This window comes from Nocardia fodinahabitans (assembly GCF_052983615.1).
The window spans coordinates 3,530,156-3,544,806 of the sequence record NZ_JBRJJC010000001.1 but is presented as its reverse complement, the minus strand read 5'-3'; the positions used below and the strand labels follow the sequence as shown (position 1 = coordinate 3,544,806).

Below are 14,651 nucleotides of genomic sequence, written 5' to 3'. Positions count from 1 at the left end.
TCCGCACCGGGAATTCACCTGCGGCAAACCTTCGAAAGCGAGCCACCCACCTCTCGGCACCGCGCCGCGCGCGTATTCCCGACGATTGCCGATGATCTTGCAGACGTGCTTGCATAGCCGATCACCTGCGGATTCGACAACAGAATTTCAATTTGCCCGACGCGAATCGCCGTAAAAGAGACTCCAAGTTTGTTTACAGGGCTGCAAACAAGATCAGCACCTAGCAATCAGGCGGTAGCACCTGTCACGAGGCCTTAATTTGGACAAACGACCGGTTGCGAACCGTCCGCCGAACGGCGTGAAACCGGCAGCAGAACGCCCCGGATTCGGCTTGGTCAGAGCAGTGTGATCTTCGCCTCACCAGGGGCGGTGGTGGTGCTCAGCTGACGGGTTTCGGGTCGGAGTCACCGACCCCGCCTACGATGAGCCCATGCCCGGGGTCAAGGATCGCCTGCTCACGACCATCGCCGATCAGCTCGGCAATCCGCACGGAACGCTCGGTAGGGGTGTCGCTTTCGTTCTCAACCGTGGCAACAGGCGCGCCATCGCCGCCGCGGTAGACGCGACAGGGGTGACCGCGGGCGCGACGGTCGCCGATATCGGCTTCGGCGGCGGCGTCGGGCTGACGCTGCTGCTCGACCGGGTCGGGCCCGAAGGTGTGGTGCACGGCGTCGAACCCTCCGCCGACATGCTCGCCCGCGCCCGCTCCGCGGTCGCCGCGGACGGGCGGCTCGTCCTCGCCGGGGGCACCCTCGCCGCCCTGCCGCTGCCGGACGCGAGCCTGGACGCGGCGATCACCGTCAACACCATCTACTTCCTCGATGATCTGCCCGCCGCCTGCGCGGAGCTGGCGCGCGTCCTGCGACCGGGCGGCGTGGCGGTGATCGGGATCGGCGATCCCGACGCGATGGCCAAGATGCCTTTCACGCCCTATGGATTCACCCTGCGGCCAGTCGCCGACGTCGTCGCGGCGCTGGCCGCAGCCGGCCTGACGGTCGAGCAGCGGTCGCTGCCGAATCCGCCGATTCCGCATCATCTGCTGATCGCCCGCAAGGGCTGATCCGCCCTCGCGAGAAGATCGGCGATTCCGGCCGTCCGCAGCCTTGACCGACCGGTCGGTCATGGCTACCGTCGGCACATGGGGCTTGTCGAGACACTGACCGTTCCCACGCCGTTCGGCGACATCGCGGTGCACTTGCGCGGCCGGTCGCCCGAGGCGGCGCCGGGATTGCTCCTGCTGCACGCCAATCCGGGTGATCACCGCGATTACGACGAGATCGTGCCCGCGCTCGCGCCCGACTGGGCGATCGCGGCGGTCGACTGGCCCGGCTCCGGCGCGTCGACCGTGCGCGATCCGGAGCTGATCACCATCGACGCGCTCGCCGAGGTGGGTGTTCTTGTCACCGAAGCGTTGTCGGCGCACGGATTCGGCGCGCTCACGGTGATCGGCAACAGCGCGGGCGGATACGCCGCGGTGCGATTGGCCGAGCGCGCGCCGGCGCTGGTGCGTGGGCTCGTGCTCGTGCAGCCGGCCGGGTTCGCGCCGCTGAACGTGATCACCAGGGGCTACTTCCATCTCGTCGCGAGCCGCGCGGTCGCGGGCAGATATATCGTGCCGAACGCGCGGATGTATCTGGGCCCGCTGCATCGCGGCGGGGTGCGGGCCATCTTCGACCGGGCCGCGGCGGTGCCGGGCGATCCTGCGCGGCTCGCCGTATATCGCAGTCTCTGGCGCAGTTTCGACGATCCGCGGTTCGACCTGCCCTCGACCGGGCCCCTGCTGGCCGGTGTGCCGGTTCAGGTGGTGTGGGGACGCAACGATCCGACGAATCCGTGGCTGCTGAATCGACGCGGCGTGTCCGTCGCGCTGCCGCACGCCACGGTGTCGGTGCTCGCCACCCGGCACGAACCGTTCGCCGAGGCCCCCGGCCTCTTCCTCGACACGGTGCGGGATTTCCTGACCGTCTGTGCTGGAGTGGCGCCATGAGATCGGCCGAGCCAGGACGACGCGCCCTGCTGGCGGCGGGCCGCACCCTGCTGTCCACCGAGGACCTGACCAGACTGTCGGTCAACGCGATCGCCGCCGGGGCGAACATGGCCAAGGGCAGCTTCTATCAGCACTGGCCCAGCCGCGAGGCCTACTTCGTCGACCTGCACCGTGCCTTCCACGACCACCTCGACGACCTGGTCACCGCCGCCATCGCCGACCTCGCGCCCGGCGAACCCCGCCTCACCGCGGGCATCACCGCCTACCTCGACGGCTGCTTGGCCGACCCCGCGACCAAGGGCCTGCTCGTCCAGGCCCGCACCGACGCGGGCCTGTCCCCCGAGGTCGCCACCCGCAACGCCACCGCCGCCACCCTCGTCACCGCCGACCTCACCGCCATGGGCTGGCACGACCCCGCCCCGATCGCCACCCTCCTGGTAGCCGCTATCGCCGAAACCGCCCTCCGGGAACTCACCGAGTCCGCGCCACTCCCCACCCTCCGTGGGGCTCTCCTGCGCCTCGTCCGCCGCTGACAGAACTCCCCGGAAAACGACTAAAGGCCCGATCCCGGGGGATCGAGCCTTTAGTCTTTGTGGGCGAAGGGGGACTTGAACCCCCACGTCCTTACGGACACTGGCACCTGAAGCCAGCGCGTCTGCCATTCCGCCACTCGCCCGAGCGACTGGAAAAATCTAACATGCCTCGGCGAGGAAAATAAAATCGACCCTCTGACCTGCGGCGATGCGAGCGGATTCGGCTCGGGAACCGGGGTGGTTCGCCGGGAGTTACAGGGTTGGAGGATCGTGGATATCATGCAAGGAACGTGGTCGGGTCCGGACACGCCGTAACCAGCGTGTCGACCTGGTCGGACACGCGCACCGAAGGGAGGGCTGTGATGGGCATCGTGTCGAGATTCGAGCGTCGCTTACAGGGCGCCGTCGGTGATGTGTTCGCGAGGGCGTTCGGCGGCAGCGTCGTTCCCCAGGAGGTGGAGGCCGCGCTGCAGCGCGAAGCCGCAGATCAGGTCCAGGATCTGGGCGGTGGGCACAAGCTCGCGCCGAACAGTTACGTGATCACGATCAACGAATCCGATCACGGAAAACTCGATGCCGATCACGACCTCACGACCAAGGCGTTCGCCAAACATCTGCAGGATTACATCCGCGAGCAGGGCTGGCAGACCTACGGCGAAGTACACGTGGCGTTCGAGGCATCACCTACGCTGCACACCGGAATGTTCAGAGCGAGCGGCCGCGTCGACCCCGACGCCGGTCGCGGGACCGCCCCACCTCGCCCCGAACCGCCACAACGACCCGCACACCCGCAACCAGGAGCTGGCCCCATGACGCACAACTCAGGCTACGAGCCGAGCCGAGAGCCCGCGGAGTCCGATCCACGCAATCGCGGGTACGCGCCGCCGCCCGCCGCCCGCGGTGCGGCTCCTGGCGGTGCCTACCCCGACGAGTACGGCCAGCAGGGCGGCTACGGCGCCCAGCCCGGCTACGGCGATGCCGCGTACGGCCAGCAGGGTGGCGAGTACCAGAACGGATACGACAACGCGGGCGGCCAGGCAGGCTACGGCCAGCAGGGCGGCTACGGCGCCCAGCCCGGTTACGGTGAGCCCGGTTACGACCAGCAGGGCGGTTACGGCCAGCAGGCCTACAGCCAGCAGGGTGGTTACGGCCAGCAGGGCTACGCCGAACCCGGTTACGACCAGCAGGGCGGCTACGGCCAGCAGGGTTACGCCGAACCGCAGCAGGGCTACGGCCAGCAGGCCGGTTACGGCCAGCAGGGCTACGCCGAGCCCGGCTACGACCAGCAGGGCGGCTACGGCCAGAACGGCTACGCCGACCAGGGTTACGGCCAGCAGGGCTATGCCGAACCGCAGCAGGGCTACGGCCAGCAGGCCGGCTACGGCCAGGAGGAGCAGGCGGGCTACGGCCAGCAGGCCGGCTACGCCGCCCAGCCGCAGGGCTACGGCCAGGCGCCCGCCGCCGGTGCCGGTTACGGCGCCGCCCAGTCCAGCTACTCGGCCACCCTCCAGCTCGACGACGGCAGCGGCCGCACGTACCAGCTCCGCGAGGGCAGCAACATCATCGGCCGCGGCCAGGACGCGCACTTCCGCCTGCCCGACACCGGTGTGTCGCGCCGCCACATCGAGGTGCGCTGGGACGGCCAGACCGCGATGCTCTCGGACCTGGGTTCCACCAACGGAACCCTGGTCAACGGCTCGCCCGTACAGGATTGGCAGCTCGCCGACGGCGACGTCATCCGGGCCGGACATTCGGAGATCCTGATCCGGATCGTCTGATCCCGTAAGCTGCGCGGTGCAGGTCACGAGTCGACGCCGTCGGCCCTATGATGCTGCCATCACACGCACGGCCCCGACCTCGGGGCCCGCAAGCCAGCACGCTGGTGGGGGTGGTTCGCCCCGCACCTGCCGTACCGACGTACCCGGGCGAACAGGAGGTGGAACGCCGTGCAGGGATTGATCCTGCAATTGACCCGCGCGGGGTTCCTGCTGCTGCTCTGGTTGTTCGTCTGGGCCGTATTGCGGACCTTGCGCAGCGATATCTACGCGGCATCCGGCATCCGGATTCAGCCGAGGGCCGCACGCGGTGCGCGCGGGTCCATCGGGCTGCCTTCCTTCAGCCGAGGCCAGAAGGGCGCCAAGTATCTAGTGGTGACTCATGGTTCACTGGCCGGCACTCGAATCACGCTCGGCACGCAGCCGGTTCTCATCGGCCGTGCCGACGATTCGACGCTGGTACTCACCGACGACTACGCCTCGACCAGGCACGCGCGACTGTCTCAGCGTGGTGACGACTGGTACGTGGAAGACCTCGGCTCCACCAACGGCACTTATCTCGACCGCGCGAAAGTCACCACCGCTGTCCGTGTTCCGCTCGGCACTCCGGTCCGGGTCGGCAAAACTGTGATCGAGCTGCGATCGTGACACTTGTTCTGCGCTACACCGCGCGAAGCGACCGCGGACTCGTCCGGGGCAACAACGAGGATTCGGTCTACGCGGGCGCACGCCTGCTGGCCCTCGCCGACGGCATGGGTGGCCACGCCGCCGGTGAAGTCGCCTCCCAGCTGATGATCGCCGCGCTGGCGCATCTGGACGACGACGAGCCAGGCCAGGACATCCTCGGCAAGCTCGACCGCGCAACGCGTTCCGGCAACGCGGCCATCGCCGACCACGTCGAGGCCGAACCCGAACTCGACGGCATGGGCACCACGCTCACCGCCATCCTGTTCGCGGGCGGCAAGCTCGGCATGGTCCATATCGGCGACTCGCGCGCGTACCTGTTGCGCGAGGGCGAACTCGCCCAGATCACCCGTGACGACACGTTCGTGCAATCGCTGGTCGACGAGGGCCGGATCACCGCCGAGCAGGCGCACACCCACCCGCAGCGTTCGCTGATCATGCGCGCCCTCACCGGCAACGAGATCGAGCCGACGCTGATCATGCGCGAAGCCCGCGCCGGTGACCGGTATCTGCTGTGCTCCGACGGACTTTCCGACGTGGTGAGCGACGAGACCATCGGCAACACCATGCGCGAGGGCAATACCGACGAGTGCGCCGACCGGCTCATCGAATTGGCTTTGCGCAGTGGTGGTCCCGACAACGTCACCGTCGTCGTGGCCGACGTGATCGATCTCGATTACGGCCAGAGCCATCCGATCGTCGCCGGCGCCGCCTCCACCGAGGAGGAGGAAGACACGCCGCCGCCGAACACCGCAGCGGGTCGTGCCGCCGCGATGCGCCCGCCGCGCGCCCAGCCCCGTCGGGCCGCCGCCGCGCCCCCGCCGCCGGAGCCGAAGTCGCACAAGTTGCGCTGGCTGCTCCTCTCGGTGGCGCTGATCGCCGCGGTCGCCGTCGGACTCGTGGTCGGCTACAAGATGATTCGCAGCAACTACTACGTGGGCGCCGACAACGATCAGGTGGTCGTGATGCGCGGACTGCCCGGCTCGATCCTCGGCTACTCGATCCACGATGTGGAGCTCACCGGCTGCGTCAACAGCAAGGGCGAGCTGACCCTCGTCGAGGCCGGTAAATCCGCACCGACCGGCTGCAAGAAGCTGACGGTCGGCGATCTCAAGCAGACCGGCCGCGATCAGGTCGAGAAGGGCCTGCCGCCGGACTCGCTGGACAAGGCGCGCGACAGCATGAAGGTGCTGGCGCAGAAGGAACTGCTGCCGCCCTGCCCGAAGAAGGAATCGGTGCCCCAGCCCGGCGTGCTGCCCACCGAGCAGCCGCCGGTGGTGCCCGGTGGCGCACCGACTCCCGGCCCCGATCAGCCCGCGACGCCGACCACCACGCCCGCCCCGGCCACGACGACCGTCCCCCCGACAACTCCGCAGATCTCAGGGGAGAACTGCCGGGTGACGGACTGATGTCCGCTCCGGCACCGCCGTCGGCTGGGGCTTTCCCCAGTCCCCCTGGCGGATTCGCGCCAGCACCACCCCCGTCGACGCGACGCAACCAGGAGTTGCTGCTGCTGGCGGGGGCGGCGGGGATCACGACGGTGTCGTTGTTCATCGTCGAGGCGAGCCAGGAACAGTCGATCACCTGGGATATCGCCAAGTACGGACTGGCTTTCCTCGCGCTGTTCGGGATCGCGCATCTGGCCGTGCGGCGGTTCGCGCCGTTCGCCGACCCACTGCTGCTACCGATCGTGGCGCTGCTCAACGGATTGGGGCTGGTGCTGATTCACCGGCTCGACCTCGCGGACGCGCAGAAGGCCGCGTACGACTCGAGTCCCATTCCCTCCCCCGACGCCAACCAGCAGATCATGTGGACCGGCCTGGGCATCGTGGTGTTCATCACCCTGCTCATCGTCTTGCGGGACTACCGCACGCTCGCGCGCTACACCTACACCCTAGGCCTGGTCGGGCTGCTCGCGCTGGCGATTCCCGCACTGCTGCCCAGCCGGTTCTCCGAAGTCAACGGCGCCAAGATCTGGATCCGGCTGCCCGGATTCAGCGTGCAGCCGGGCGAATTCGCGAAGATCCTGCTGATCGTGTTCTTCGCCGGCGTGCTCGTGGCCAAGCGCGATCTGTTCACCGCGGCGGGCAAGCACTTCCTCGGCATGGACTTCCCGCGCCCGCGCGATATGGGCCCGGTGCTGATCGTCTGGGTCGTCTGCATCGGCGTGCTCGTGCTGGAGAAGGACCTCGGCACCTCGCTGCTGATCTTCGGCACGGTGCTGGTGATGATCTACATCGCCACCGAGCGGGTGGGCTGGCTGATCATCGGCGGCGGCCTGCTCGTGCTCGGCTTCGTCTTCGCCTACCAGCTCTTCGGGCACGTGCGGGTGCGCGTGGACACCTGGCTGAACCCGTTCGACGACTACCACAACACCGGCTACCAGATCTCGCAGTCGCTGTTCGGTTTCGCGACCGGCGGGCTGGCGGGCACCGGACTCGGCAGCGGCCGGCCCAACCAGGTGCCGTTCGCCAAGACCGACTTCATCGTCACCACGATCGGTGAGGAGCTCGGCCTGGTCGGGCTCACCGCGGTGCTGATGCTGTTCCTGATCTTCATCGTGCGCGGGCTGCGCACCGCGCTGGCCGTGCGCGACAGCTTCGGCAAGCTGCTCGCGGCCGGGCTCTCGTTCACGATCGCGATCCAGATCTTCGTCGTCGTCGGCGGTGTCACCAAGCTGATCCCGCTGACCGGTCTGACCACGCCGTTCATCTCCTACGGCGGTTCGTCCCTGCTGGCGAACTACGCGCTACTCGGGCTGCTGATCAAGATCTCCGATGCCGCCCGCGCGCCCGCACCGGCGCGCAAGCGCGGCCCGGCGCCGATCGCCGAGGCGCCGACCGAGATGTTCCGCAGGTCGGAAGGCAGGGCGAGCGAATGAACACTCCACTACGTCGCGTCGCCGTCGCCGTGATGGTGATGGTGGTCGCGCTGCTGGTGAACGCCACCTACCTGCAGGTGGTCAAGGCCGACGATCTGCGCAGCGATCCGCGCAACTCGCGCGTGCTGCTCGACGAGTACTCGCGCCAGCGCGGGCAGATCTCCGCGGGCGGCACGGTGCTCGCGAGTTCGGTCGCCACCGACGACCGGTACAAGTACCTGCGCCAGTACCCGAGCACCCCGCCCGCGTACGCGCCGGTCACCGGCTTCTACTCGATGCAGTACGGCAAGACCGGGCTGGAGCTGGCCGAGGACCCGTTGCTGTCGGGCAACGACTCGAGCCTGTTCGGTCGCAGGCTCATCGACATGTTCTCCGGGCGTGACCCGCGCGGCGCCAACGTGCTCACCACGCTCAACCCGATGATGCAGCAGGTCGCCTACGACCAGATGATCTCGAAGGGCTACACCGGCGCCGTGGTCGCGATCGAGCCGAGCACCGGCAAGATCCTGACGATGGTGTCGACCCCCAGCTACGACCCCAACGAGCTGTCGGGCCACGACGGCGCGGCGGGTCGGGCGGCCTGGGAGCGGCTCAGCACCGACCCGAGCCAGCCGATGCTCAATCGCGCCGTCTCGCAGACCTACCCGCCGGGCTCGACCTTCAAGACCATCGTGACCGCGGCCGCGCTGTCCAACGGCGTCGCCGGTCCCGACGACCAGTTCACCGCGGCGCCCAACATCACCCTGCCCGGCACCAGCACCACGCTGGAGAACTACGGCGGCAGCACCTGTGGTGACGGGCCGACCGCGAGCCTCTACGACGCGTTCCGGCGCTCCTGCAACACCGCGTTCGTCGAGCTCGGCGTGAAGGTCGGCGCGACCGCGCTCAAGGACGAGGCCGCCGCGTTCGGCATCGGCCCGCATCGCGGGGTGCCGATCCCGGTGGCGGAGTCGACCGTCGGCCCGATCCCGGACAACGCCGCCCTCGGGCAGTCCAGCATCGGTCAGCGCGATGTCGCGGTCACCCCGCTCGACATCGCGGTGGTCGCCGCGACGATCGCCAACGGCGGGACCAGGATGCAGCCGTACCTGGTCGACCAGACCCAGGCGCCGGACCTGTCCGAGCTCAGCAAGACCAAGGCCGTCTCGGTCGGACAAGCCGTGAGTCCCCAGGTAGCGTCGACCCTGACGAATCTGATGGTCGCCTCGGAGGCCAACACCATGGGCGGCGGCCGGTCGCCGTACCAGATCGCCTCCAAGACCGGAACAGCCGAACATGGCAGCAATCCCCGTAACACCCCGCCCCACGCGTGGTATATGGCCTTCGCGCCTGCACAGAACCCGAAGATCGCCATCGCGGTGATCGTCGAGAACGGCGGCGACCGCGCGCTGTCGGCCACCGGTGGTTCGGTCGCCGCGCCGATCGCCCGGTCGGTGCTGGACGCGGGCCTGGCAGGGGGCTGAACGAAATGAGTGTGCGAGTGACAACACGGGGGCCCCGATGCTGAACAACGGCGCCATGATCGCCGACCGCTACCGCCTGCAACGGCTCATCGCCACGGGCGGCATGGGTCAGGTGTGGGAAGCGATGGACACCCGGCTCGACCGCCGGGTGGCGGTCAAGGTCCTCAAGACCGAGTTCTCCGCCGACCCGACCTTCCGTCAGCGGTTCCGGACCGAGGCGCGCACCACCGCGCAGCTCAACCACCCCGGTATCGCCGGCATCTACGACTACGGCGAGACCACCGACCCGTCGGGTGGCGAAACCGCCTACCTGGTCATGGAACTGGTGCAGGGCGAACCGCTCAACGCGGTGCTGAACCGGATGGGCAGGCTCTCGGTCGTCCAGGGTCTGGACATGCTCGAGCAGACCGGTCGCGCACTCGAGGTGGCGCACGCCGCCGGCGTGGTGCACCGCGACGTGAAGCCGGGCAACATCCTGGTGACGCCCACCGGCCAGGTGAAGATCACCGACTTCGGCATCGCCAAGGCGGTCGACGCCTCGCCGGTCACCAAGACCGGCATGGTGATGGGCACCGCCCAGTACATCGCGCCCGAGCAGGCCGTCGGCGAGGACGCCACCGCGGCCAGCGACGTCTACTCGCTCGGCATCGTCGGCTACGAGGCGCTGGCCGGCGCGCGCCCGTTCACCGGTGATGGCGCCATCACCGTCGCGATGAAGCATGTGCGCGACGCGCCGCCGCCGATGCCCGCCGATCTGCCCGCGAACGTGCACGAGCTGATCGCGATCACGATGGCCAAGGACCCGACCCAGCGCTACAGCAGCGGCGGCGAGTTCGCCGATGCCGTCGCCGCGGTGCGCGCGGGGCACATGCCGCCGCCGCCCGCCGGTGCCGCGCACCCGATGACCGGCGCGACCAGGGTGCTGCCGCCCGGCCCGACCATGGTGATCCCGGCGGCCGCCGGCGCCGAGTACGACGGCGCGACCATGCGTTTCGGCAGCCAGGCGCCGCAGCCGATCACCCCCGGTGGCGGCTACACCGGCCCGGCGACGCAGGCCGCCGCGCCCGCGGCCGTCGCGGCGACCAGCAATGCCAAGAACAACCAGAAGTGGCTGATCGCCCTGGGCGTCGGCGCGCTGTTGCTGGGCGGTGTCGTGCTCTGGGTGCTGTTCGGCGGTGAACCGAATCGCGGCTCCGGCATCACGACCACCACGACGCAGACCACCCAACCGCTGCCCCCGCCCGTGACCACGAAGTCGTTCCCGCCGCCGATCGTGCCGCCCAGCGAGGCGCCGACGACAACGACGGAACCGCCGCGCCCGACGACAACCACCGAGGCGCCGACGACAACGACGGAACCGCCCACCACGACGACGCAGCCGCCGACGACGACGACCAAGCCGACGACGACCACCAAGACCACCAAGCCGACGGCCACCACCACCCCGGCCGCCGGGACGACGACGGTCAACGGCAGGCCGCGACTGCCCACGCTGGACCTGCCGTTCCCGGACGCCCCGAACGCGCTCGGCCCGAACATCACCGTCGACAACACCGCGCCACAAGGACAACCATGACGACCCCGAAGAATCTCTCCTCGCGGTACGAGCTGGGCGAGATCATCGGGTTCGGGGGCATGTCGGAGGTGCACAGGGCTCGCGACGTGCGCCTCTCGCGCGATGTCGCGATCAAGGTGCTGCGGGCCGATCTGGCCCGCGATCCCACGTTCTACCTGCGGTTCAAGCGGGAGGCGCAGAACGCGGCCGCGCTGAATCATCCGGCCATCGTCGCGGTGTACGACACCGGCGAGGCCACCGTCGACGGCGGCCCGCTGCCCTACATCGTCATGGAGTACGTCGAGGGCGACACCCTGCGTGACATCGTCCGCGGCAAGGGCCCGCTGGCCCCGCGCAAGGCGATGGAAGTCGTGGCCGACGTGTGCGCCGCGCTCGATTTCAGCCACAAGGCCGGCATCGTGCACCGCGACATGAAGCCCGCCAACATCATGATCAACCGCGCGGGCGCGGTGAAGGTGATGGACTTCGGCATCGCGCGCGCGATCGCCGACAGCTCCAACCCGATGACCCAGACCGCCGCGGTGATCGGCACCGCGCAGTACCTCTCGCCGGAGCAGGCGCGCGGCGAGACCGTCGACGCCCGCTCCGATGTGTACTCGGTCGGCTGCGTACTGTTCGAGATCCTCACCGGCCAGCCGCCGTTCACCGGCGATTCCCCGGTCGCGGTCGCCTACCAGCACGTCAAGGAGGATCCGCCGCTGCCGTCGTCGGTGAATCCCGGCGTGCCGCGCGAACTCGACTCGGTGATCCTCAAGGCGATGGCCAAGAACCCGGCCAACCGGTACCAGACGGCCGCGGAGATGCGCGCCGACCTGATCCGGGTGCTCGGCGGGCAGAAGCCGAGCGCGCCGATGGTGATGAACGAGGAAGACCGCACCACCATCCTCGACTACGACGACGAGCCTGCCCCGCGTTCGTTCCGTGATCGCCGCGACGACACCTCCGAGCAGGCCGCGATCGCGCCGCCCGCCGAGGACCGCAATCGCACCGGACTGATCGCGCTCGGCGTCGCCGCCGCGCTGGCGGTGGCGTTCGGGCTGTTCTGGGTGCTGGTCGGACCGGGCAGCAAGGCCGACCAGATAGCCGTGCCCGATGTGTCGGGTCAGCCGTCCCAGCAGGCGCAGACCGCGTTGCAGCAGGCCGGATTCCACGTCGCCACGCAGCAGAAGGCGGACGGCAAGGTGGCCGTCGGCAATGTCATCGCGACCCAGCCGCTCGGCGGTTCGCGGATCGACGAGGGCAGCACGGTCACCATGCAGGTGTCGACCGGACCGACCCAGGTGCAGGTGCCGCGGCTGTCCGGGCTGACGCAGGCCGAGGCCGAGCAGAAGCTGAATTCGATCGGGCTGCAACTGAGTCCGAACCCGCCGCGCAAAGCGTCGAGCACCGCCGAGACCGACAAGGTGATCGCGCAGGAACCGAGCGCGGGCGTCCGGGTGGACATCGATCAGCCGATCGTGATCACCATCGGTTCGGGTCCGGAGCAGGTCAGGGTGCCGACCGTGGTCGGTCAGGACATCTCGATCGCCCAGCCGAACCTGGTCGACAGCGCCGGCTTCAAGGTCGACATCCAGGAAGTGAAGTCGTCCGCGCCGAAGGGGCAGGTGCTCTCCACCAACCCGACCGGCGGCAGCAACGCCGAGAAGGGGTCGACCATCACCGTGCAGGTCTCGGCCGGTGACCGGATCACCGTCCCCGACCTGACCGGACTCACCCCGACGCAGGCACAGGAACAGTTGCGCGCGCTCGGCTGGACGGGTCAGCTCAGCCAGACCACCGTGATCACGCTAGACGGCAGCGCCTCCGGCAAGATCGTCGGTCAGAGTCCGGCGGCGGGGTCCTCGGTGACCATCACCGGCAACGTCGTGCTGCAGGTGGGTGCTTCGCCGCTACCGCGCTGAGATCGCGAGGTCTCGATTGCGTGGAGAACCCACCTGCCGCGACGCGGCGGGCGCAGAATGATGCTGCTTCATCCCACCCAGCTCCGCTGAACGAGGAGGTAGCCCTATGACCACGGCCAAGGACATCATGAAGCCCGGCGCGCAGTGGATCACCCGCGGTGACACCGTGGCGACTGCGGCGACGGCGATGGCCGATCTCGGTGTCGGATCGCTCGTCGTCGCCGACGACGACGAGCGCATGTGCGGCATCATCACCGACCGCGACATCGTCGTGAAGTGCATCGCGCTCGGCCTGTCCCCCGAAACCACGACCGCGGCCGAGTTGTGCGAGTCGACCCCGCGATGGGTCAGCGCCGACGCCGACGTGGAGGACGTGCTCGACCAGATGGAAGCCCATCGGGTCAAGCGGATGCCGGTGATCGAGAACAAACGGCTCGTCGGCATGATCAGCGAGGCCGATCTGGCCCGCCACCTCGACGACAATCAGCTCGGCGAGTTCGTGACCGCCATCTACGGGCGGCCCTGAGCCTCAACTCAGATCGAGATGGGAGTTCATCGACATGGCCTCGCCGGCCAGGTCGGTCAGCTCCACCACCCGCACGCCGTGCCTGCGGAGTTTGTCCACACCCTCGCACGCGGCGACGAACAGGCTCGGCTCACGCCAGGCGATGACGACGGTCGGGATGCCGGCGGCCAGGATCCGGTCGGTGCACGGCAGCCGGCTCGTGGTGGCGCGGGTCGAGCACGGTTCGAGCGTGCTGTAGATCGTCGCCCTGGTCAGCCGCGGGTCGTCCGGGTCGAGCTTGTTCAGCGCCGACTCCTCGGCGTGCACCTTCTCGTCGGTCTCCCTGGAGTAGCCGGTCGAGATCTCCACACCGTCGGCGACGATCACCGCGCCCACCGAGTAGGCCGTCGGGCTGGGTGGGCAGTTCCTCGCGAGTTCGATCGCCCTGTGCATGAATCGGTGGTCGGTGCTCTCGGCGCTACCTGCGGTCATCGGATTCCCCTGCTGGTCGGGAGTTATCCACAACTGTCGCATGATGTGGATTCGGTCATGTTCAGGTGTGCAGCGATTCGCCGAACAAGCTGTGGACAGAGATATTTTCCCAGGTCGAGAACATGATTTCGAACACAGGGCCGGTTAGCGAAGCGGCTCGTCGCGGCGGCCGACCAGGTACTTCAGCACAGCGACATCCCCAAGTTGTTCCACACCCGCCAGCTGGAGCCGTCGTTGTGCACCGCCGGGGAACTGGGCCGGGCCGACGAACCGCGGGGCGGCCGGGTCGCCGACCAGGATCGGCGCGATCGCGAGCCGGATCTCGTCGACCAGATCGGCCGCGAGGAAGCCGGTGTGCATCCCGGTGCCGCCCTCGACCATCAAACGGCCGATCCCACGCGTGCCCAGATCGTCGAGCAGGGCGGCCGGCGACAGTTCCGGGCCGAGCGCGACCACCTCGGCCAGTCCGGTGAGCCGGTCGCCGAGCCGGGCCGCGCCGCTGTCGGTGGTGTAGACGAGTTTGTCGCCGCCGGTGTGCCAGAACCGCAGCGCGGGATCGAGGTCGCCGGACGCGGTGACGGTGATCTTCACCGGATACTCCGGCTTGCCCGCGGTCACCCGGTCGGCCCGGCGCACGGCGCTGTTGACCAGCAGCCGGGGGTTGTCGGTCCGCAGCGTCCGCGCGCCGATCAGGATCGCGTCGGATTCGGCGCGGACCTGGTCGACCCGGTCGAAGTCGGCGCTGTTGGACAGCAGTAGCCGCTGCGCGCTCGCGTCGTCGATGTAGCCGTCCAGGCTCGCGGCCACCGACAGCAGCACGAACGGCCGCACGGTGTCACTCCCCGGTGCCATCG

General features: G+C 68.9%; 13 protein-coding genes and 1 tRNA gene. 11 read left to right on the top strand and 3 right to left on the bottom strand.

Annotated elements, in window-relative coordinates; all coding sequences use genetic code 11:
* Positions 1 to 430 precede the first annotated feature (430 nt).
* The 3 genes from NV348_RS16450 (at position 431) to NV348_RS16440 (ending at position 2,520) form a co-directional block, all read left to right on the top strand.
* The gene (locus NV348_RS16450; protein ID WP_447147660.1) at positions 431 to 1,060 is read left to right on the top strand and encodes a methyltransferase domain-containing protein; all 630 of its coding nucleotides are present in this window, start codon (positions 431 to 433) and stop codon (positions 1,058 to 1,060) included.
* A gap of 78 nt (positions 1,061 to 1,138) precedes the next feature.
* Positions 1,139 to 1,987 carry an alpha/beta fold hydrolase gene (locus NV348_RS16445; RefSeq protein WP_447147659.1) on the top strand — a complete coding sequence of 283 codons (849 nt, stop codon included), beginning with the start codon at positions 1,139 to 1,141 and terminating at the stop codon, positions 1,985 to 1,987.
* A complete protein-coding gene (locus NV348_RS16440; protein ID WP_447147658.1) occupies positions 1,984 to 2,520 on the top strand; it encodes a TetR/AcrR family transcriptional regulator in 537 nt (178 codons plus the stop codon). The genes NV348_RS16445 and NV348_RS16440 overlap by 4 nt, the downstream gene beginning before the upstream one ends.
* 60 nt (positions 2,521 to 2,580) lie before the next feature.
* Here the strand turns inward: NV348_RS16440 and NV348_RS16435 are convergent.
* A tRNA-Leu gene (locus NV348_RS16435) sits at positions 2,581 to 2,663 on the bottom strand.
* Between the two features lie 219 nt (positions 2,664 to 2,882).
* Here NV348_RS16435 and NV348_RS16430 point away from each other — a divergent pair.
* From NV348_RS16430 to NV348_RS16395, 8 genes are all read left to right on the top strand, one after another.
* Positions 2,883 to 4,298 (top strand): FHA domain-containing protein, encoded by a 1,416-nt coding sequence (locus NV348_RS16430; protein ID WP_447147657.1) that lies wholly within the window; start codon positions 2,883 to 2,885, stop codon positions 4,296 to 4,298.
* 168 nt (positions 4,299 to 4,466) lie between these two features.
* Positions 4,467 to 4,943: an FHA domain-containing protein FhaB/FipA gene (locus tag NV348_RS16425; RefSeq protein ID WP_218716014.1), complete on the top strand. Its 477-nt coding sequence runs from the start codon at positions 4,467 to 4,469 to the stop codon at positions 4,941 to 4,943.
* On the top strand, positions 4,940 to 6,388 hold the full coding sequence (locus NV348_RS16420) for a protein phosphatase 2C domain-containing protein (protein ID WP_447147656.1): 1,449 nt from the start codon (positions 4,940 to 4,942) through the stop codon (positions 6,386 to 6,388). The genes NV348_RS16425 and NV348_RS16420 overlap by 4 nt, the downstream gene beginning before the upstream one ends.
* Positions 6,388 to 7,860 carry an FtsW/RodA/SpoVE family cell cycle protein gene (locus NV348_RS16415; RefSeq protein WP_447147655.1) on the top strand — a complete coding sequence of 491 codons (1,473 nt, stop codon included), beginning with the start codon at positions 6,388 to 6,390 and terminating at the stop codon, positions 7,858 to 7,860. The genes NV348_RS16420 and NV348_RS16415 overlap by 1 nt, the downstream gene beginning before the upstream one ends.
* Positions 7,857 to 9,323 (top strand): peptidoglycan D,D-transpeptidase FtsI family protein, encoded by a 1,467-nt coding sequence (locus NV348_RS16410; protein WP_447147654.1) that lies wholly within the window; start codon positions 7,857 to 7,859, stop codon positions 9,321 to 9,323. Before NV348_RS16415 ends, NV348_RS16410 begins: the two co-directional genes overlap by 4 nt.
* A gap of 37 nt (positions 9,324 to 9,360) precedes the next feature.
* A complete protein-coding gene (locus NV348_RS16405) occupies positions 9,361 to 10,899 on the top strand; it encodes a protein kinase domain-containing protein (protein ID WP_447147653.1) in 1,539 nt (512 codons plus the stop codon).
* Positions 10,896 to 12,800 carry a Stk1 family PASTA domain-containing Ser/Thr kinase gene (gene pknB / locus NV348_RS16400; RefSeq protein WP_447147652.1) on the top strand — a complete coding sequence of 635 codons (1,905 nt, stop codon included), beginning with the start codon at positions 10,896 to 10,898 and terminating at the stop codon, positions 12,798 to 12,800. Before NV348_RS16405 ends, pknB begins: the two co-directional genes overlap by 4 nt.
* A gap of 106 nt (positions 12,801 to 12,906) precedes the next feature.
* The gene (locus NV348_RS16395; protein ID WP_447147651.1) at positions 12,907 to 13,326 is read left to right on the top strand and encodes a CBS domain-containing protein; all 420 of its coding nucleotides are present in this window, start codon (positions 12,907 to 12,909) and stop codon (positions 13,324 to 13,326) included.
* A 3-nt stretch (positions 13,327 to 13,329) separates the two neighbouring features.
* On the opposite strand, the gene NV348_RS16390 is transcribed toward NV348_RS16395, so the two are convergent.
* Together NV348_RS16390 and NV348_RS16385 are read right to left on the bottom strand one after the other, a co-directional pair.
* On the bottom strand, positions 13,330 to 13,797 hold the full coding sequence (locus NV348_RS16390; protein WP_447147650.1) for a deaminase: 468 nt from the start codon (positions 13,795 to 13,797) through the stop codon (positions 13,330 to 13,332).
* A gap of 144 nt (positions 13,798 to 13,941) precedes the next feature.
* Positions 13,942 to 14,649: a RibD family protein gene (locus NV348_RS16385; protein WP_447147649.1), complete on the bottom strand. Its 708-nt coding sequence runs from the start codon at positions 14,647 to 14,649 to the stop codon at positions 13,942 to 13,944.
* Positions 14,650 to 14,651: the final 2 nt, after the last annotated feature.